This is a genomic window from Streptomyces sp. DT190 (assembly GCF_049846985.1).
Taxonomy (GTDB): domain Bacteria; phylum Actinomycetota; class Actinomycetes; order Streptomycetales; family Streptomycetaceae; genus Streptomyces.
Genome location: NZ_JBNCNM010000006.1, coordinates 19,631 through 38,308 on the forward strand (window position 1 = coordinate 19,631; position 18,678 = coordinate 38,308).

Sequence of the window (18,678 nt, forward strand, 5' to 3'; positions counted from 1 at the left end):
GCACGACCTCGAAACCGCCGGCACCCGCGAGCGGATCGTCCGCACGGCGTCCCGCCTGATGCAGCGCCAGGGCTACGAGGGCACGGGCATCAAGCAGATCTCCCGCGAGGCCGGTGCGACGCTGGGATCCGTCTACCACTTCTTCCCCGGCGGCAAGCAGGAGCTCGGCGCGGCGGCCGTGCGGCTCGGCGACGAGGAGTTCACCGAACTGCTGCGCGAGACGCTCGACGCGGAACCGGACCCGGAGCGGGCCCTCCTCGCCCTCGCCGCGTCCCTGGCTGAAGGGCTGCGCGACTCCGACTGGCTCGACGGCTGCCCGGTCACCTCCGCCGCGGTCGGCACGGCGGCCGGCGCGCCCGGCATCCAGCGGGCGGCGGCGGAGGCGTTCGCGCGCTGGCGGAAGGTGGTCGCCGAGAGGCTGGTCGCGGCCGGTTTCGCCGAGACCGACGCCGAGGAGCTGGCCCACACGGTGATCGCGACCCTGGAGGGCGCGGAACTGGCCGCCCAGGTCGCCCGCAGCACCACACCACTGGACCTCGCGGGCCGCCACCTGTCCCGCCTGATCGCCTCGTACCGCGGAGACTGACCCCCCCTCGGCGTCCCCCCCCGGCACCGCCCTTCACCCGGCCTGGGCATATTTTCATGCAAGCATGCTTGATTGTTTCCGGGTCCGCTGCCATGCTCCTCAGCACGTCGCACCGTCCCGCACACCGCCGTGGCCTGTGGTCCGAGGGGAGCGCACCGTGTCCGATTCGACGTCCGTGCTCGACGATCTGCGCGAGGAGAGCGAGGAACTCGACCGCCTCGTGGCCGGGTCGGACGCGCGGCACTGGGCGCTCGCGACCCCCGCGCCCGGCTGGACCGTGGCCCACCAGATCGCCCACCTGGCCTGGACCGACCACTCGGCCCTGCTCGCGGTCACCGACGCCGACGGCTTCCACGCCCTGGTCGAGAAGGCCCTCGCGGCGCCGGACGCGTTCGTCGACGAGGGCGCCGAGGAGGGTGCGGCGCTCCCGCCCGACGTCCTGCTCGCCCGCTGGCGCGAGGGCCGCACGGCGCTTCAGGAGGCCCTGCGCGCCGCACCGCCCAAGGCGCGCTATCCCTGGTACGGGCCGCCCATGTCGGCCGCCTCCATGGCGACGGCCCGGCTGATGGAGACCTGGGCCCACGGGCAGGATGTCGCCGACGCCCTGGGTGTGGTGCGCCCACCCACCGACCGGCTGCGGCATGTGGCCTGGCTCGGGGTGCGGACCCGGGACTTCGCCTTCGGCGCGCACGGGCTGACTCCGCCCGGCGAGCCCTTCCGCGTCGAACTCCGGGCGCCCTCCGGTGATCTGTGGACGTACGGGCCCGACGACGCCGCGCAGCGCGTCACCGGCCCCGCCCTCGACTTCTGCCTCCTGGTCACCCAGCGCGCCCACCGCGACGATCTGACCCTGCGCGCCGACGGACCCGACGCCGACCGCTGGCTGGGCCTCGCGCAGGCCTTCGCCGGACCGCCGGGGAGCGGACGCCCGCCGAAGGGAGCCACCTCGTGACGACCGTCCCCACCGGTGCGCGGACCCGCCCGGAACCCCTGCGCATCGGCAACGCCTCCGGCTTCTACGGCGACCGTTTCGACGCCATGCGCGAGATGCTCACCGGCGGCGAACTCGACGTCCTCACCGGCGACTACCTCGCCGAGCTGACCATGCTCATCCTGGGCCGGGACCGGCTCAAGGACCCGGGCGCCGGATACGCCCGCACCTTCCTGCGGCAGCTGGAGGAGTGCCTCGGCCTCGCGCACGAACGGGGCGTGCGGATCGTCGCCAACGCGGGCGGGCTCAATCCGGCTGGACTCGCGGACGCCGTACGGGCGTTGGCGGAGCGGCTCGGGATCCCCGTGCGGGTCGCCCATGTCGAGGGCGACGACCTCACCGCCGCGCACCCCGGGAGCCTCGCCGCCCACGCCTACCTCGGAGGGTTCGGCATCGCCGCCTGCCTGCGCGAGGGCGCCGACCTCGTGGTGACCGGGCGCGTGACCGACGCGGCCCTGGTCACCGGGCCCGCCGCCGCCCATTTCGGCTGGACCCCGGCGGACCACGACCGGCTCGCGGGTGCCGTCGTCGCCGGGCACGTCCTGGAGTGCGGGGCGCAGGCCACCGGCGGCAACTACGCCTTCTTCCGCGACGGCGACGTCCGCCGCCCCGGCTTCCCGATCGCCGAGCTGGACGAGGACGGCGGCTGCGTCATCACCAAGCACCCCGGCACCGGCGGTTTCGTCGACGTCGGCACGGTCACCGCCCAGTTGCTGTACGAGACGGCCGGGGCCCGCTACGCCGGTCCGGACGTCACCGCCCGGCTCGACACGGTGCGCCTCGGGCCGGACGGGCCGGACCGGGTGCGGATCGAGGGCGTGCGCGGGGAGGCGCCCCCGCCCACCCTCAAGGTCGGGCTCAACAAGCTCGGCGGCTTCCGCAACGAGGTCGTCTTCGTACTCACCGGCCTCGACATCGAGGACAAGGCCGCTCTGGTACGGGACCAGATGGACGACGCGCTGCGCGAGGTCGCGGACGTGCGCTGGGAGTTGTCCCGCACCGACCGGGCCGACGCCGACACCGAGGAGAGGGCCAGCGCGCTGCTGCGGCTGGTCGTGCGCGACCCCGAGCAGCAGGCCGTGGGCCGTGCGCTGAGCGGCGCCGCGGTGGAGCTGGCGCTGGCCAGCTACCCCGGCTTCCATGTGCTGGCACCACCGGGAAAGGGCGCTCCTTATGGGGTGTTCGAGGATGTGGCCGTTCCCCAGGAGGGAGCCGACCATGTGGCCGTCCTCGATGACGGACGCCGGGTCACCGTGCCGCCGCCCCACGACACCCGGGTGCTCGACGACGTCCGGGAGCCGCCCCTGCCGGAGCCGCTCCCGCCCGGGCCGCGCCGGAGCGCCCCGCTCGGACGGGTCGCGGGGGCCCGCAGCGGCGACAAGGGCGGCAACGCCAACGTCGGCGTCTGGGTCCGCACGGACGACGCCTGGCGGTGGCTCGCGCACGAGCTGACCGTCGAGCGGTTCCGGGAGCTGATCCCCGAGAGCCGCCCGCTGAAGGTGACCCGGCACGTGCTGCCGGGGCTGCGCGCCCTGAACTTCGTCGTCGAGGGGATCCTCGGCCGGGGCGTCGCCTCCCAGCACCGCTTCGACCCGCAGGCCAAGGCGCTCGGCGAATGGCTGCGCTCCCGCCACCTCGACCTACCGGAGGCCCTGCTGTGACCGTCCTGACCTCCGCGCTCGACACCGCCGGACCCGACTACCGGGCCAACCGCGAGGCGATGCTCGCCCGGCTCGCCGAACTCGACGCCGAGCACGCCAAGGCCCTGGCGGGCGGCGGTGAGAAGTACGTCGCACGGCACCGGGAGCGCGGCAAGCTCCTGGCCCGCGAGCGGATCGAGCTGCTGCTCGACCCCGACACGCCCTTCCTGGAGCTGTCCCCGCTGGCCGCCTGGGGCAGCGACTACACCGTCGGCGCCTCCCTGGTCACCGGCATCGGGGTCGTCGAGGGCGTCGAGTGCCTGATCACCGCCAACGACCCGACCGTGCGCGGCGGAGCGAGCAACCCCTGGTCGCTGAAGAAGGCCCTGCGCGCCAACGACATCGCGCTCGCCAACCGGCTGCCCTGCATCAGCCTGGTGGAGTCCGGCGGCGCCGACCTGCCGTCGCAGAAGGAGATCTTCATCCCCGGCGGTGCCGTCTTCCGGGACCTCACCCGGCTGTCCGCGGCCGGCATCCCGACCGTCGCGGTCGTCTTCGGCAACTCCACCGCGGGCGGCGCCTACATCCCCGGCATGTCCGACCACGTGATCATGGTCAAGGAGCGGGCCAAGGTGTTCCTCGGCGGTCCGCCGCTGGTGAAGATGGCGACGGGGGAGGAGAGCGACGACGAGTCCCTGGGCGGCGCCGAGATGCACGCGCGCGTGTCGGGCCTCGCCGACTACTTCGCCGCCGACGAGCACGACGCGCTCCGCCAGGCCCGCCGCGTGGTCGCCCGCCTCAACCACCGCAAGGCCTACGGTGATCCGGGCCCGGCGGAACCGCCGAAGTACGACGCGGACGAGCTCCTCGGCATCGTCCCGGGCGACCTGAGGACCCCCTTCGACCCGCGGGAGGTCATCGCCCGTGTCGTCGACGCCTCCGACTTCGACGAGTTCAAGCCGCTGTACGGCACCAGCCTGGCCACCGGCTGGGCCACCCTGCACGGCTATCCGGTCGGCGTCCTCGCCAACGCCCAAGGCGTGCTGTTCAGCGAGGAGTCCCAGAAGGCCGCCCAGTTCATCCAGCTCGCCAACCAGCGCGACATCCCGCTGCTCTTCCTGCACAACACCACCGGTTACATGGTCGGCAAGGAGTACGAGCAGGGCGGCATCATCAAGCACGGCGCCATGATGATCAACGCCGTCAGCAACAGCCGCGTCCCGCACCTGTCGGTCCTCATGGGCGCCTCCTACGGCGCCGGCCACTACGGCATGTGCGGCCGCGCCTACGACCCGCGCTTCCTGTTCGCCTGGCCCAGCGCCAAGTCGGCCGTGATGGGCCCGCAGCAGCTCGCGGGCGTGCTGTCGATCGTCGCCCGCCAGTCGGCCGCGGCCAAGGGCCGGCCCTACGACGAGGAGGGCGACGCGGCGCTGCGCGCCATGGTGGAGCAGCAGATCGAGTCCGAGTCGCTGCCGATGTTCCTGTCCGGGCGGCTGTACGACGACGGCGTCATCGACCCGCGCGACACCCGCACCGTTCTCGGCCTGTGCCTGTCCGCGATCCACACCGCCCCCTACGAGGGCGCCCGCGGCGGCTTCGGCGTCTTCCGGATGTGAGGCAACAGATGATCACCACCCTGCTGGTCGCGAACCGGGGCGAGATCGCCTGCCGCGTCTTCCGCACCTGCCGCGAGCTGGGCATCCGCACGGTCGCCGTGCACTCGGACGCCGACGCCGGCGCCCTCCACGCGCGCGTGGCCGACGCGAGCGTCCGCCTCCCGGGGCACACGCCCGCCGACACCTACCTGCGCGGCGACCTCGTCGTGAAGGCCGCCCTGGCCGCCGGCGCGGACGCGGTGCACCCCGGCTACGGCTTCCTCTCCGAGAACGCCGGCTTCGCCCGGGCCGTCCTGGACGCCGGCCTGCGCTGGATCGGCCCGCCCCCCGAGGCCATCGAGGCGATGGCGTCCAAGACCCGCGCCAAGCAGCTCCTGGGCATCGCGCCCCTCACGGAGGTCACCGAGGCCGACCTGCCCGTGCTGGTCAAGGCGGCGGCGGGCGGCGGCGGCCGCGGCATGCGCGTCGTACGGCGCCTGGCGGACCTGGAGGGCGAACTGGCCGCCGCCCGCGCCGAGGCCGTGAGCGCCTTCGGCGACGGCGAGGTCTTCGTCGAGCCGTACGTGGAGCGCGGCCGCCACGTCGAGGTGCAGATCCTCGCCGACACACACGGCACGATCTGGCCGCTGGGCACCCGCGACTGCTCCCTGCAGCGCCGCCACCAGAAGGTGATCGAGGAGGCACCGGCCCCCGGTCTGCCCGGCGCGCTGCGGGAGGAACTGCACGCCTCGGCCGTGCGGGCCGCCCGGGCCGTCGACTACGTCGGCGCCGGCACGGTCGAGTTCCTCGTCGCCGGCGGCACGGCGCACTTCCTGGAGATGAACACCCGCCTCCAGGTCGAGCACCCGGTGACCGAGGCGGTGTTCGGCGTCGACCTGGTGGCGGAGCAGATCCGTGTCGCCGAGGGGCACGCCCTCGACCCCGAGCCGCCCCGCGCCCGGGGCCACGCCGTGGAGGCCCGGCTGTACGCCGAGGATCCCGCGAGCGACTGGTCCCCGCAGACGGGCACCCTGCACCGCCTGTCGGTCCCCGGCGCGGTCCGCCTGGACACCGGTTACACGGACGGCGACACCATCGGCGTCCACTACGACCCGATGATCGCCAAGGCCGTCGCCCACGCGCCCACCCGCGCGGAGGCGCTGCGCAAGCTGGCCTCCGCCCTGGAACGGGCCGCGATCCACGGCCCCGTCACCAACCGCGACCTGCTGGTGCGCTCCCTGCGCCACCCGGAGTTCACCGCGGCCCGCATGGACACCGGTTTCTACGACCGCCACCTCGCGGACCTGACCGCGCCCGCCCCCGAGCCGTACGCCCCCCTGGCCGCGGCCCTCGCCGACGCCGGCGCGCGCTCCCGCCCGGGCTTCGGCGGCTGGCGCAACGTCCCCTCCCAGCCGCAGACCAAGCGCTACCTGATGGCGGGGGAGGAGCACGAGGTCCGCTACCGGCACACCCGGCAGGGCCTGGAGGCGGACGGGGTGCGGGTGGTGCACGCCGACGCGGGCCTCGTGATCCTCGAAGTCGAGGGGGTGCGGCGCCGGTTCGAGGTCGCCCGCCACGGCGAGCGGGTGTGGGTCGACGCCACCGCCCTGACGGCCCTGCCCCGCTTCCCCGACCCCACCGCCCAGCACGCCCCCGGCTCCCTCCTGGCCCCCATGCCGGGCACGGTCGTCCGCGTCGCCGAAGGACTCACGCCGGGGACACCGGTGAAGGCCGGCGAGCCCCTCCTCTGGCTGGAGGCGATGAAGATGCAGCACAGGATCACCGCCCCGGTGACAGGAACGCTGACCGAGCTGCACGCCGTGCCCGGACGACAGGTCGAGCCGGGCGTGCTCCTGGCAGTGGTGGAGGAAGCCCCGTAAGGGGCGCGGGGAACTGCGCGACCGGCCACGACGAAGGAGTCACATGCCCACGATCGAAACCGACGAGCACAAGGCCCTCCGCTCGGCAGTCGCCGCCCTCGGCGCACGCCACGGCCGGGGCGGCAACCCCGACCACCTCTGGTCCGAGGCGGGCAAACTCGGCTACCTGGGCGTCAACCTGCCGGAGGCGCACGGCGGCGGAGGCGGCGGCATCTCCGAACTGTCCATCGTCCTCGAAGAGCTGGGCGCCGCCGGCTGCCCCCTCCTCATGCTGGTGGTCTCACCGGCGATCTGCGGCACGGTCATCGCCCGCTTCGGCACCGACGCCCAGAAACGGGCCTGGCTGCCCGGCCTCGCCGACGGCACCCGCCGCATGGCCTTCGGCATCACCGAGCCCGACGCCGGCTCCAACAGCCACCGCATCACCACCACCGCCCGCCGCGACCGGGACACCGGCGGCTGGATCCTCACCGGGCGCAAGGTGTTCATCTCCGGCGTCGACATCGCGGACGCCACCCTGATCGTCGGCCGCACGGAGGACGCCCGCACCGGCCGCCTCAAGCCCTGCCTGTTCATCGTCCCACGCGACACCCCCGGCTTCGGCCGCCGCCCCATCGACATGGAACTGCACGCCGCGGAGAAGCAGTTCGAGCTGGTCCTGGACGACGTACGCCTGCCCGCCGACGCGCTGGTCGGCGACGAGGACGCCGGACTCCTGCAGCTGTTCGCCGGCCTCAACCCCGAGCGCATCATGACGGCCGCCTTCGCGATCGGCATGGGCCGCCACGCCCTGGCCAAGGCCGTCGGATACGCCCGCGACCGCACCGTCTGGAACACCCCCATCGGCGCCCACCAGGCCATCGCCCACCCTCTCGCGCAGGCGCACATCGACCTCGAACTCGCCCGTCTGATGATGCAGAAGGCCGCCGCCCTGTACGACGCGGGCGACGACATGGGCGCGGGCGAGGCCGCCAACATGGCCAAGTACGCCGCCGGTGAGGCCTGTGTGCGGGCCGTCGACCAGGCCGTGCACACCCTCGGCGGCAACGGCCTCACCCGCGAGTACGGCCTCGCCTCGCTGATAACGGCCTCGCGCGTGGCTCGTATCGCCCCGGTCAGCCGGGAGATGATTCTCAACTACGTCTCCCACCAGACCCTGGGCCTGCCCAAGTCGTACTGAGACGCACCGCGCCGCGAGGAGGAACCCCGCATGTTCCGCAGCGAGTACGCAGACGTCCCGCCCGTCGACCTGCCCATCCACGACGCCGTCCTGGCCCGCGCCGCCGAGTTCGGCGACGCCCCGGCCCTCGTCGACGGCACCGACGGCACCACCCTCTCGTACGAGCAGGTGGACCGGTTCCACCGGCGCGTCGCCGCCGCCCTCGCCGAGGCCGGCGTCCGCAAGGGCGACGTCCTCGCCCTGCACAGCCCCAACACCGTCGCCTTCCCGACCGCGTTCTACGCCGCCACGCGCGCGGGTGCCACCGTCACCACCGTGCACCCGCTCGCCACCGCCCAGGAGTTCGCCAAGCAGCTCGGCGACTGCGCGGCCCGCTGGATCGTCACCGTCTCGCCGCTGCTGGACATCGCCCGCCGGGCCGCCGAACTCGCGGGCGGCGTACGCGAGATCTTCGTGTGCGACAGCGCGCGGGGCCACCGCTCCCTGATCGACATGCTGGCCACCACCGCCCCCGAGCCCCGGATCGCCGTCGACCCCGCCGCGGACGTCGCCGCCCTGCCGTACTCCTCCGGCACCACCGGCACCCCCAAGGGCGTGATGCTCACCCACCGGCAGATCGCCACCAACCTCGCCCAGCTCGCCCCGGCGATCCCCGCCGGCCCCGGCGACCGCGTCCTCGCGGTGCTGCCCTTCTTCCACATCTACGGCCTCACCGCCCTGATGAACGCGCCCCTGCGCCAGGGCGCCACGGTCGTGGTCCTGCCGCGCTTCGACCTGGAGCAGTTCCTCGCGGCGATCCAGAACCACCGCATCACCGCGCTGTACGTCGCCCCGCCGATCGTCCTGGCCCTCGCCAAGCACCCGGCCGTCGCCCGGTACGACCTGTCGTCGCTGCAGTACATCGTCAGCGCCGCCGCGCCCCTGGACGCCCGCCTCGCCGCCGCCTGCTCCGCACGGCTCGGCCTGCCGCCCGTCGGCCAGGCCTACGGCATGACCGAACTGTCGCCCGGCACCCACGTCGTGCCGCTGGACGCCATGCGCGACGCGCCGCCCGGCACCGTCGGCAAACTGATCGCCGGCACCGAGATGCGCATCGTCTCCCTCGACGACCCCACCCGGGACCTGCCCGCCGGCGAGTCCGGCGAGATCCTCATCCGCGGCCCGCAGATCATGAAGGGCTACCTCGGCCGCCCCGACGCCACGGCCGCGATGGTCGACGGCGACGGCTGGCTGCACACCGGGGACGTGGGCCATGTCGACGCGGACGGCTGGCTGTTCGTCGTGGACCGGGTCAAGGAGCTCATCAAGTACAAGGGCTTCCAGGTCGCCCCGGCCGAACTGGAGGCGCTGCTGCTCACCCACCCCGGCATCGCCGACGCCGCCGTCATCGGCACCTACGACGACGACGGCAACGAGGTCCCGCACGCCTACGTGGTCCGCCAGCAGGCCGCCGCCGGACTCTCCGCCGGGGAGATCAAGATGTACGTCGCCGAGCGCGTGGCCCCCTACAAGCGGATACGCCAGGTCACCTTCATCGACGGCGTCCCGCGCGCGGCCTCCGGCAAGATCCTGCGCCGACAGCTCAGGGAGAGCGCATGAACCTGATCGCCCGCAGCCGCGCGCGTGCCGTCCAGACCCTGGCCCTGGACGCCCCGGAGCGCCGCAACGCCCTGTCGGCGGCCCTGGTGGGCGAGCTGTCCGACGCGCTCGCGGACGCCGGCCGGGACCCCGGTGTCCGCGCGGTGGTCCTCACCCACACCGGCACCACGTTCAGCGCCGGTGCCGACCTCAGGGACCCGCCCGACCCCGGGGCGCTGGTCGCCCTGCTGCGCCGGATCGTGGAACTGCCCAAGCCCGTCGTCGCCCGCGTCACCGGGCACGTCCGCGCGGGCGGCCTCGGTCTGCTGGCCGCCTGCGACATCGCGGTCGCCTCCACCGCGGCCACCTTCGCCTTCACGGAGGTCCGCATCGGCGTCGCCCCCGCGATCATCTCCCTGCCGCTGCTGCCCCGCGCCGACCCGCGCGCACTGGCCCGCCACTACCTCACCGGCGAGCGCTTCGACGCCGCCGAGGCGACCGCGACGGGCCTGCTCACCGCGTACGCCGAGGACGTCGACACGGTCCTCGCCCCCGTCCTCGACGGCCTGCGCAGAGCGGCTCCCGACGCCCTGGCCGAGACGAAACGGCTGCTCACGGCTAGGGTGCTGGAAGCCTTCGACCGGGAGGCGGCGGACCTGACCGCGCTCTCGGCCCGGCTGTTCGCCTCCCCGCAGGCACGCGAGGGGATGACGGCCTTCCTCGAACGACGGGATGCGGCATGGGTGGTGTGAGCACGGCCGACCGTGCGGAGAGAGTCCCCAAGCAGGACCGCAGCCGGGCCACCCGGCAGCGGCTCCTGGAGGCCGCCGTGTCCTGCCTCGCCGAGCACGGCTGGGCGGGGTCGACGGTCTCCGTCGTGGCCGAACGGGCCGGTGTCTCCCGGGGCGCCGCCCAGCACCACTTCCCGACCCGCGAGGACCTCTTCACGGCGGCCGTCGAGTACGTCGCCGAGGAACGCTCCACCGCCCTGCGGGCCCTGTTCCCCGAGGGCGCCGCCGGGGACCGCCACGCGGTGGTCGCGGCCCTGGTCGACCTCTACACGGGACCGCTGTTCCGCGCGGCCCTCCACCTGTGGGTGGCCGCCTCCGACGAGGAGCAGCTCCGCCCCCGCGTCACCGAACTGGAATCCCGCGTGGGCCGCGAGACCCACCGCATAGCCGTCGACCTGCTCGCCGCCGACGAATCCGTCCCCGGCGTCCGCGAGACCGTCCAGGGCCTGCTCGACATGGCCCGCGGCCTGGGCCTGGCCAACCTCCTCACGGACGACGCCACGCGTCGCGACCGGGTGGTCGCCCAGTGGGCCCGGCTGCTGGACGAGGCCCTGGGCTGACCGCGGGCGACCACGCCCGGGCGATCGTCGGCCCGGTCGCGACCGCGGCGGACGCCGGGCCCTGGCCCGGCGGGCCGTGTGCCCGCACCGCGCCGGGTCCTTCGCCTGCGCCGCCTGCGCGAGGGGCCGTCGCCGGGCGGCGCCTCAGGGGCTGAGCCGCTCCACGCGCCAGCTGCCGTCCGGCTGCTCCACGTAGCGCAGGCGGTCGTGCAGCCGGTTCTCGCGGCCCTGCCAGAACTCCACCGTCTGCGGCGCCACCCGGAAACCGCCCCAGTGCGGCGGCACCGGCACCTGCTCGCCCTCCGGGTAGCGGGCGGCCAGCTCGGCGTAGGCGCCGTCGATGTCGGCCCGGGTGGAGATCACCGAGGACTGGGCGCTGGCCCACGCCCCGAGCTGGGAGCCGTGCGGGCGGGTGCGGAAGTAGGCGGCCGTCTCGTCACGCCCGGTGCGGCGGGCCACCCCCGTGACGACGACCTGCCGGGCCATGGGGTGCCAGGGGAACAGCAGCGAGACGTACGGGTTCTCCGCCAGGTCGCGGGCCTTGCGGGAGTCGTAGTTGGTGTAGAAGACGAAGCCCTGCGCGTCGAAGTGCTTCAGCAGCACCGTACGGGCGCTGGGCCGGCCCTCGGCGTCGGCCGTCGAGACGACCATGGCGTTCGGCTCGAACAGCCCGCCGTCCGTCGCGGCCTGTTTGAACCAGCGCGCGAACTGCTCCACGGGCGTGGCGGCCAGCTCGTGCTCGGAGAGGCCCTCCGCCCGGTACTGCTTGCGCATCGAGGCCGGATCGAGGGGGACGTCGTCGCGGTCGGTCACCCGGTCATCTTGCCGTATGGACGGTGTCCTTCGTCACTGCCTGGCACTGAGTGCCGCGAACCCTCCCCAACCGTGGCACTCGGAGATATCGTTTCCGTGCCGTTGCGGTTGGGTGACCGCCGACCGTTCGGGGCATCACAGGGGCAACCGGCCGGGACCGCGAGTCGCCGCAGACGACCGCGGATCCTCTGGACGGCGCCCGCTTCGCCAGCTGACTGACACATGGTTCGCACGTTCCACCCCACATCACACCATCTGTCGCTTACATCACGAGGAGCCGCCTGATGTCCGACTTCGTACCCGGGCTCGAGGGAGTCGTCGCGTTCGAGACGGAGATCGCCGAACCGGATAAGGAGGGCGGCGCACTCCGGTACCGGGGCGTCGACATCGAGGACCTCGTCGGCCACGTCTCCTTCGGCAACGTCTGGGGCCTGCTCGTCGACGGGGCGTTCAATCCGGGCCTGCCCCCCGCCGAGCCGTTCCCCATCCCCGTCCACTCCGGTGACATCCGGGTCGACGTCCAGTCCGCGCTGGCGATGCTGGCGCCCGTCTGGGGCCTGAAGCCGCTGCTCGACATCGATGCCGAGGAGGCCCGCGAGGACCTGGCCCGGGCGGCCGTCATGGCGTTGTCGTACGTGGCCCAGTCGGCCCGCGGCCAGGGCCTGCCCATGGTGCCGCAGCGGGAGATCGACAAGGCCCACTCCGTCGTGGAGCGGTTCATGATCCGCTGGCGGGGCGAGCCGGACCCCAAGCACGTGGCGGCGGTGGACGCCTACTGGACGAGCGCCGCCGAGCACGGCATGAACGCCTCCACGTTCACGGCCCGGGTCATCGCCTCCACCGGCGCGGACGTCGCGGCCGCGCTGTCCGGCGCGGTGGGGGCCATGTCGGGTCCGCTGCACGGCGGTGCCCCGTCCCGGGTCCTGCACATGATCGAGGAGATCGAGCGCACGGGCGACGCGGAGGCCTACGTCAAGCAGACCCTCGACAAGGGCGAGCGCCTCATGGGCTTCGGCCACCGCGTCTACCGCGCCGAGGACCCGAGGGCGCGGGTCCTGCGCCGCACGGCCCGCGAACTGGGCGCCCCGCGCTACGAGGTCGCCGAGGCCCTGGAGAAGGCGGCCCTGGCGGAGCTCCACGCCCGCCGCCCCGACCGCGTCCTGGCCACCAACGTGGAGTTCTGGGCGGCCATCGTCCTGGACTTCGCCGAGGTCCCGGCGCACATGTTCACGTCCATGTTCACCTGCGCCCGTACGGCCGGCTGGTCCGCCCACATCCTGGAGCAGAAGCGCACGGGCCGCCTGGTCCGCCCCTCGGCCCGCTACGTCGGCCCGGGCAGCCGCAACCCCCGCGAGATCGAGGGCTACGAGGACATCGCCCACTGACCCGCCCCTCACGGCCTCACCCGTCCCCGGGTGAGGCCGCCAGCCCACCGGGCTCCGCGAGCCGGTCGGATCGTCGAGGAGCAGCACCGAGCAGCCGGGGGACCGGACATCACCGCGTGGCCGGGTGGGAACCGGCATCACCGATCACCCGCGAACCCGGCGGAGAACGCAGACGACCCGCGAGTCTGGTTCCTCCGGGGAGGAGCCGGCCGGACGTACCGGCGACTCGCGGGTCGGGTGACTGCTTGAGATTGGGCCGGCTGCACGCGTCGATCACGCGCTGGCTCGGCACCGCACCGAGTGTGGTGTCGGGCCGCTAGCCCGCAGCCACCTCACGCGTCCGGTTTCCATACATCTGCCGAACCACCTCCTCTCTCGTGTACCTGGAACCCTAGGAAACCGTCCCGGCCCGCATCAACTGTTTTTCTGAGACCTTGACCCCATGACGCGACGGCAGGCGGTTATCGGCGGTTCGGTGTTCGAGGAGCGGATCGGGTACGCCCGGGCCGTCGTCGACGGGGACCGGGTGCACGTGTCCGGCACGACCGGGTTCGACTACGCGACCATGACGATCTCCGAGGACGTGGTGGAGCAGGCCGAACAGTGCCTGCGCAACATCGGCGACGCCCTCGAGAAGGCCGGCTGCACCTTCGCGGACGTCGTGCGCGTGCGGTACCTGCTGCCCGACCGGGAGGACTTCGAGCCGTGCTGGCCGGTGCTGCGCGCGTGCTTCGGCGAGGTGCGGCCGGCCGCGACGATGATGGTGTGCGGTCTGGCCGACCCCCGGATGAGGATCGAGATCGAGGTGGACGCGCGCCGCGGCAGCGGTGCTGTCACGGGCCGTTGACGTGGTGATTGCCCGCGTACAACGATTCTTTCAATGTTGTGGGAACTCGGTGTGCGCTGGGTCACGTTCCAGTTGAATGAGGGCAAGGAGCGAACCGGCGTGCCGTACGTGCGGACGCAGCCTGCAGGGGGTCCAGGTGAGTGCTTCCCGGCGTAGTGGGACCACCGACGAGCTGGGGCCGGACGAGCCCGGGCGGGACGGTGCGGATGGTTCGGATCTGCTTGCCGCGCTGCTGGACGGGATGGACGCGGCGCTGTGCGCCTTCGACGCCGACGGCGTCGTCACGCACTGGAACCGCGAGGCCGAGCGGATCCTCGGATGGAGCGCCGACGAGGCCGTCGGCAAGCGCGGCCTGGCCGGCTGGGCGGTGCGCAGCGCCGACGCCGGTGAGGTCGAGGAGCGGCTGCTGTCGGCCATGCACGCCCCGGGCCGCCAGGTGCACGAGTTCGCGCTGCTGACGAAGGACGGCGGCCGGGTCCTGGTGCGGACGCAGTCGGCGGCCGTGCGCGGGCCCGACGGGAAGCCGGCCGGGGTCTACTGCGCGTTCAGCGAGGTGCACGCGCAGATCGACCTGGAGCGATCCATCGCGCTGAGCGAGGCGCTGTTCGAGGACGCCGCCTGGGGTGTCGTCCTGGTCGACGTCGACCTGCGGCCGGCCGTGGTGAACGCGCACGCGGCCCGGGCGCTGGGCACGGGCCGTACGTCGGTGCTCGGACGGCCGCTCGGGGAGCTGCTGTCGCAGGGCGTGGAGGAGCTGGAGAGCGCGCTGCAGCACGTGCTGGCGGAGGGCGCCCCGCCCGCACCGGCCGAGATGTGGGTGAGTGTCCGCTCGCCCGACGGGGAGCGGCGGCGGTGCTGGCGCAGCGGCTTCCTGCGGCTGGCCTCGCCGCTCGCGGAGGAGCCGGTCCCGCTGGGGGTGGGCTGGCTGTTCCAGGACGTGACGGAGTCCAAGCAGAACGAGCAGGAGGCGTCGCTGCTGCGGTTCCGCACGCAGCAGCTGCACCGGGCGTCGCGGGCGGCCGCCGAGTGCGAGGACCCGGCGGAGGCGGCGACGGTCCACCTGGACTTCGCCCTGGCCGGATTCGCCGACCACGCGCTGATCGACCGGGTGGCCGGTGGCGCGCAGGCCGACCCGGAGGCCGAGGGCCCGGTCCGGCTGGTGCGGGTCGCCGCCACGCCCGCCGGCGCCCCCGGGCCGAGCAGGTTCACGGGCCGGGCGGGGCTGCCCGTGCGCTACCCGGAGGGCCACCCGGCGCTGCAGTGCGTGGAGCGCGCGGGGGCGCTGCGGGCGAGCGCGGGCGCCGCTCCGGCCGAGCGGGCGCGGGAGTGGGCGCTGGCGCGCCAGTGGCCGCCGGACGCGGTGCACGCCCTGTGCGCGGTGCTGCGCAGCCGGGGGCGCACGCTGGGGGTCGTGACGTTTCTGCGGGGCGCGGGCCGCAGCGCCTTCGAGCGGTCCGACGCGATGTACGCGGAGGACGTGGCGGTGCGCATCGCGACGGCGCTGGACCTGAGGGACCTGGCGGAACCGCCCGAGGAGAGGTGACCGGGCCGTCCGCCGGGCGGGGTGGAGCCGTTCCCTCCGGCGCCGGGGGAGCCGTCCGCTCAGTGGCGGTAGAAGATGCGGTCCCCGTACCGCTCCATGACCCGGGTGTTCCACTCGTGTCCCCCGTCGACGTTCCCGGACCGCAGCAGCGGCGGCTCGACGCCCCGGTCGGCGAGGGTCGTGGCCGTCGTGGCCATGACGGCCTGGAGGAGAGCGGAGGTGACGACCGTGGAGGCCGGGGCGAAGGGCGCGGGCACCTTCTCGTGGGTGAGTTCCGCGTCGCCGACCGCGATCTTCGAGTCGAGGACGAGATCGCAGTGGTCCTTCAGGTAGGTGCCCGAGGTGTGCCGGGAGGTGGTCTGCGCGGCGTACGCCACCGATGTCACGCCGATCACCTTCACGCCCAGGGCGCGTGCGTGCAGGGCCATCTCCACGGGCAGGGCGTTGCGCCCGGACAGGGAGATGATCAGCAGGGCGTCGCCCGCGCGGAGCGGGGAGCAGTCCAGGACGGCGCTCGCGAGGCCGTCGACGCGCTCCAGGGCGGAGCCGAGCGGTGCGGGCATGACGTCGACGCCGACGACGCCCGGCACGGCGAGGAGGTTCATCAGCGCCAGTCCGCCGGCGCGGTAGACGAGGTCCTGTGCGGCGAGGGAGGAGTGCCCGGCGCCGAAGGCGAAGAGCCGGCCGCCGTTCTCGATGGTGTCCGCCAGGAGCGTCCCGGCGGCCGCGATGCTGTCGGCCTCCTCGTCGCGGACCTGCCGCAGCAGGTCGATCGCGGCGTCGAGGAACTGGCCGGCGGGCGCGCGGTCGCTCATACGGGATCCCCTTCCAACTGGCCTCATGGGCGTGTGCCGCGCATCACGGTGCGGTCTGGACCAGTGCGGTGTCAATACGGCCGTGGCCGCGCCGGGCCGGGGCGACGGCCCCCGGCGGCCGAGGGCCGTGAAGCGGATGTCCGTACCCTGCTCCGGGGCCCGGTAATCCCCCGCTTTCCCGCCCGCGGCACGGTTGTCGGTGGTATCCGGCAGAATTGGGTGCAGGGCCAGCGCACACGCCGGTGAGCCGTCCAGCCTCCGGCAGATCTCATTCGAGGGGCACGTATGTCCGGACTGATCGACACCACGGAGATGTATCTCCGCACCATCCTCGAGCTGGAGGAAGAGGGTGTGGTCCCCATGCGCGCCCGTATCGCCGAGCGGCTCGACCAGAGCGGCCCGACGGTGAGCCAGACTGTGGCGCGGATGGAGCGCGACGGCCTGGTGTCCGTCGCCAGCGACCGGCACCTGGAGCTCACGGACGAGGGCCGCCGCCTCGCCACCCGCGTCATGCGCAAGCACCGCCTGGCCGAGTGTCTGCTGGTCGACGTGATCGGTCTGGAGTGGGAGCAGGTCCACGCCGAGGCGTGCCGCTGGGAGCACGTGATGAGCGAGGCCGTGGAGCGCCGCGTCCTGGAGCTGCTGCGGCACCCGACGGAGTCGCCGTACGGCAACCCCATCCCGGGTCTGGAGGAGCTGGGCGAGAAGGACGGCGCCGACCCGTTCCTGGACGAGGGCATGGTGTCGCTGGCCAGCCTCGACCCGGGCGCCGAGGGCAAGACGGTCGTGGTGCGCCGGATCGGCGAGCCGATCCAGACGGACGCGCAGCTGATGTACACGCTGCGGCGGGCGGGCGTGCAGCCGGGCTCCGTGGTGAGCGTGACGGAGTCGGCGGGCGGTGTGCTGGTGGGCAGCGGCGGCGAGGCCGCCGAACTGGAGTCGGACGTGGCGTCCCACGTGTTCGTCGCCAAGCCCTGACCGGCGGACGGCCGCCGACGGTCCGCGGTCCGGTGGCAACTGCCGTGACGCCGGGGGCGCTTGCGTCGGTGGCGTGATCCGTACCGCTTCCCGGATTCAGTCCGTCGAATGGCAGCGCTCGTTCGCTTCCCGTGCGACGCTGTCGCGTGGGGCATATGACCTGAGGGGCTCTTGGCCGTGGCCTGACAGCGATGTCGCCCGGCCGGAGAGGGGGCGGGAGGATGTGCCGTTCGGACGGAGAGGGCCCCGGCGCCGCTTGGCGCCGGGGCCTGTCCTCCCCTGTGCTGACCCGGAGCCCCGAGCTCTCAGGGTCATCCCCCGCGGACCGGTTTCCCCGAGCGGTCCGCCCCCCGCTGAAGATCTCCCCTCGGCGGCGGCGCTCAATCCCCGAGGGCGGTCACTCGAACGAGGGGTGTTGTCCGCCAGAACCGCATCTTCGAAAGCGCATTCGATAGTCTGCGGGCGACACAGGGCACAGGTTCGACAGGGACCCGGCAGAAACAGGCACAGCAGGCAGAACACGGTTCACAGGACCGTCCGGCCGTAGGGCCGCGGTCCGCGCGAAGCTTGGGGGGTGCCAGGACATGGCGCGACGCATCGACGTGACCGGGACGGACGGCGTACGCCTCGCGGCCTGGGAGTTCGGCGACCCGCCCAAGACGGATCCGGCGCAGGACGGGCCGGGCGCGGCGGAGGGGCACGGCGGCCGGGCGGGGGCCGGCGGCTCCCCGGGCGTGCTCTTATTGCACGGCCTCATGGGCCGCGCCTCGCACTGGGCGCCCACCGCCCGGTGGCTCTCCGGCCGGTACCGCGCGGTCGCCCTCGACCAGCGCGGCCACGGCCGCAGCGACAAGCCCCCGCGGGGTGCCTTCACCCGGGACGCCTACGTCGACGACGCCGAGGCCGCCCTGGAGCAGCTCGGTCTCGACCCGGTGGTCCTCATCGGCCACGCCATGGGGGCGCTGACCGCCTGGCAGCTCGCCGCCCGGCGTCCGGACCTGGTGCGCGGGCTGATCATCTGCGACATGCGGGCCTCCGCGCTCGGCGCCGCGTCGCAGCGCGAGTGGGCCCAGTGGTTCGACTCCTGGCCGCTGCCGTTCGCCACGCTGGCCGACGTCCGCAAGTGGTTCGGCGAGGACGACCCCTGGGTGGAGCGGCCCAACCCGGCCCGCGGCGAGTTCTACGCCGAGGTGATGGCCGAGTCCCCGAACGGCTGGCGCCCCGTCTTCGAACCGGAACAGATGCTCCGCTCCCGCGAGACCTGGGTGTACGACGCGCACTGGGAGGAGCTGGCCCAGGTGCGGTGCCCCGCCCTGGTGGTGCGGGGCCTGGACGGCGAGCTGGGCCGCGCCGAGGCCCAGGAGATGGTCCGCGTCCTGCCGCGCGGCCAGTACGCGGAGGTCGCCGACGCCGGTCACCTCGTCCACTACGACCAGCCGGAGGCCTGGCGCGCGGCCATCGAGCCGTTCCTGGACTCGCTCGGCGACGACTGACAC

At 73.7% G+C, this 18,678-nt stretch carries 16 protein-coding genes; 14 read left to right on the top strand and 2 right to left on the bottom strand.

Going from position 1 to position 18,678, the window contains the following annotated elements; translation table 11 throughout:
• The first annotated feature begins 58 nt into the window (after window positions 1–58).
• From ACPXCS_RS13130 to ACPXCS_RS13170, 9 genes are all read left to right on the top strand, one after another.
• Entirely contained in the window at window positions 59–586 is a 528-nt protein-coding gene (locus tag ACPXCS_RS13130) for a TetR/AcrR family transcriptional regulator (RefSeq protein WP_425947114.1), read from the top strand.
• 157 nt (window positions 587–743) lie between these two features.
• On the top strand, window positions 744–1,538 hold the full coding sequence (locus ACPXCS_RS13135; RefSeq protein ID WP_425947064.1) for a TIGR03084 family metal-binding protein: 795 nt from the start codon (window positions 744–746) through the stop codon (window positions 1,536–1,538).
• An 86-nt stretch (window positions 1,539–1,624) separates the two neighbouring features.
• Entirely contained in the window at window positions 1,625–3,238 is a 1,614-nt protein-coding gene (locus ACPXCS_RS13140) for an acyclic terpene utilization AtuA family protein (RefSeq protein ID WP_425947112.1), read from the top strand.
• Window positions 3,235–4,833 carry an acyl-CoA carboxylase subunit beta gene (locus ACPXCS_RS13145; protein ID WP_425947062.1) on the top strand — a complete coding sequence of 533 codons (1,599 nt, stop codon included), beginning with the start codon at window positions 3,235–3,237 and terminating at the stop codon, window positions 4,831–4,833. Before ACPXCS_RS13140 ends, ACPXCS_RS13145 begins: the two co-directional genes overlap by 4 nt.
• 8 nt (window positions 4,834–4,841) lie before the next feature.
• Window positions 4,842–6,692 carry a biotin carboxylase N-terminal domain-containing protein gene (locus ACPXCS_RS13150; protein ID WP_425947060.1) on the top strand — a complete coding sequence of 617 codons (1,851 nt, stop codon included), beginning with the start codon at window positions 4,842–4,844 and terminating at the stop codon, window positions 6,690–6,692.
• Window positions 6,693–6,735: 43 nt separating this feature from the next.
• Complete coding sequence (locus tag ACPXCS_RS13155) at window positions 6,736–7,872, top strand: acyl-CoA dehydrogenase family protein (RefSeq protein WP_425947058.1); 1,137 nt, start codon at window positions 6,736–6,738, stop codon at window positions 7,870–7,872.
• Between the two features lie 30 nt (window positions 7,873–7,902).
• The gene (locus tag ACPXCS_RS13160; protein ID WP_425947057.1) at window positions 7,903–9,471 is read left to right on the top strand and encodes a 4-coumarate--CoA ligase family protein; all 1,569 of its coding nucleotides are present in this window, start codon (window positions 7,903–7,905) and stop codon (window positions 9,469–9,471) included.
• Entirely contained in the window at window positions 9,468–10,202 is a 735-nt protein-coding gene (locus tag ACPXCS_RS13165; RefSeq protein ID WP_425947055.1) for an enoyl-CoA hydratase family protein, read from the top strand. The genes ACPXCS_RS13160 and ACPXCS_RS13165 overlap by 4 nt, the downstream gene beginning before the upstream one ends.
• A complete protein-coding gene (locus tag ACPXCS_RS13170) occupies window positions 10,190–10,801 on the top strand; it encodes a TetR/AcrR family transcriptional regulator (protein ID WP_425947053.1) in 612 nt (203 codons plus the stop codon). The genes ACPXCS_RS13165 and ACPXCS_RS13170 overlap by 13 nt, the downstream gene beginning before the upstream one ends.
• A 144-nt stretch (window positions 10,802–10,945) precedes the next feature.
• Here the strand turns inward: ACPXCS_RS13170 and pdxH are convergent, their stop codons facing one another.
• On the bottom strand, window positions 10,946–11,614 hold the full coding sequence (gene pdxH, locus ACPXCS_RS13175) for a pyridoxamine 5'-phosphate oxidase (RefSeq protein WP_425947051.1): 669 nt from the start codon (window positions 11,612–11,614) through the stop codon (window positions 10,946–10,948).
• 284 nt (window positions 11,615–11,898) lie between these two features.
• Here pdxH and ACPXCS_RS13180 point away from each other — a divergent pair, with 284 nt between their 5' ends.
• The 3 genes from ACPXCS_RS13180 to ACPXCS_RS13190 all read left to right on the top strand — a co-directional run bounded on the left by ACPXCS_RS13180 (window position 11,899) and on the right by ACPXCS_RS13190 (window position 15,389).
• Window positions 11,899–12,999, top strand: coding sequence for a citrate synthase 2 (locus ACPXCS_RS13180; RefSeq protein ID WP_425947049.1), 1,101 nt, complete (start codon window positions 11,899–11,901; stop codon window positions 12,997–12,999).
• A 442-nt stretch (window positions 13,000–13,441) separates the two neighbouring features.
• On the top strand, window positions 13,442–13,846 hold the full coding sequence (locus tag ACPXCS_RS13185; protein ID WP_425947047.1) for a RidA family protein: 405 nt from the start codon (window positions 13,442–13,444) through the stop codon (window positions 13,844–13,846).
• 76 nt (window positions 13,847–13,922) lie between these two features.
• A complete protein-coding gene (locus tag ACPXCS_RS13190; protein ID WP_425947045.1) occupies window positions 13,923–15,389 on the top strand; it encodes a PAS domain-containing protein in 1,467 nt (488 codons plus the stop codon).
• A gap of 59 nt (window positions 15,390–15,448) precedes the next feature.
• Here the strand turns inward: ACPXCS_RS13190 and ACPXCS_RS13195 are convergent, their stop codons facing one another.
• Entirely contained in the window at window positions 15,449–16,204 is a 756-nt protein-coding gene (locus ACPXCS_RS13195) for an SIS domain-containing protein (protein ID WP_425947043.1), read from the bottom strand.
• 285 nt (window positions 16,205–16,489) lie between these two features.
• Here ACPXCS_RS13195 and ACPXCS_RS13200 point away from each other — a divergent pair, with 285 nt between their 5' ends.
• Window positions 16,490–17,182: a metal-dependent transcriptional regulator gene (locus tag ACPXCS_RS13200; RefSeq protein WP_010035781.1), complete on the top strand. Its 693-nt coding sequence runs from the start codon at window positions 16,490–16,492 to the stop codon at window positions 17,180–17,182.
• A gap of 584 nt (window positions 17,183–17,766) precedes the next feature.
• Window positions 17,767–18,675: an alpha/beta fold hydrolase gene (locus ACPXCS_RS13205; protein ID WP_425947042.1), complete on the top strand. Its 909-nt coding sequence runs from the start codon at window positions 17,767–17,769 to the stop codon at window positions 18,673–18,675.
• Window positions 18,676–18,678: the final 3 nt, after the last annotated feature.

What these genes read in the sequence shown, in the direction of transcription:
- ACPXCS_RS13185 (WP_425947047.1), top strand. Translation starts at nt 13,442, where the DNA reads ATGACGCGACGGCAGGCGGTTATCGGCGGTTCGGTGTTCGAGGAGCGG.
- ACPXCS_RS13195 (WP_425947043.1), bottom strand. Translation starts at nt 16,204, where the DNA reads ATGAGCGACCGCGCGCCCGCCGGCCAGTTCCTCGACGCCGCGATCGAC.
- ACPXCS_RS13200 (WP_010035781.1), top strand. Translation starts at nt 16,490, where the DNA reads ATGTCCGGACTGATCGACACCACGGAGATGTATCTCCGCACCATCCTC.
- ACPXCS_RS13130 (WP_425947114.1), top strand. Translation starts at nt 59, where the DNA reads ATGCAGCGCCAGGGCTACGAGGGCACGGGCATCAAGCAGATCTCCCGC.
- ACPXCS_RS13205 (WP_425947042.1), top strand. Translation starts at nt 17,767, where the DNA reads ATGGCGCGACGCATCGACGTGACCGGGACGGACGGCGTACGCCTCGCG.
- ACPXCS_RS13160 (WP_425947057.1), top strand. Translation starts at nt 7,903, where the DNA reads ATGTTCCGCAGCGAGTACGCAGACGTCCCGCCCGTCGACCTGCCCATC.
- ACPXCS_RS13150 (WP_425947060.1), top strand. Translation starts at nt 4,842, where the DNA reads ATGATCACCACCCTGCTGGTCGCGAACCGGGGCGAGATCGCCTGCCGC.
- ACPXCS_RS13155 (WP_425947058.1), top strand. Translation starts at nt 6,736, where the DNA reads ATGCCCACGATCGAAACCGACGAGCACAAGGCCCTCCGCTCGGCAGTC.
- ACPXCS_RS13140 (WP_425947112.1), top strand. Translation starts at nt 1,625, where the DNA reads ATGCGCGAGATGCTCACCGGCGGCGAACTCGACGTCCTCACCGGCGAC.
- ACPXCS_RS13180 (WP_425947049.1), top strand. Translation starts at nt 11,899, where the DNA reads ATGTCCGACTTCGTACCCGGGCTCGAGGGAGTCGTCGCGTTCGAGACG.
- ACPXCS_RS13170 (WP_425947053.1), top strand. Translation starts at nt 10,190, where the DNA reads ATGGGTGGTGTGAGCACGGCCGACCGTGCGGAGAGAGTCCCCAAGCAG.
- ACPXCS_RS13190 (WP_425947045.1), top strand. Translation starts at nt 13,923, where the DNA reads ATGAGGGCAAGGAGCGAACCGGCGTGCCGTACGTGCGGACGCAGCCTG.
- ACPXCS_RS13165 (WP_425947055.1), top strand. Translation starts at nt 9,468, where the DNA reads ATGAACCTGATCGCCCGCAGCCGCGCGCGTGCCGTCCAGACCCTGGCC.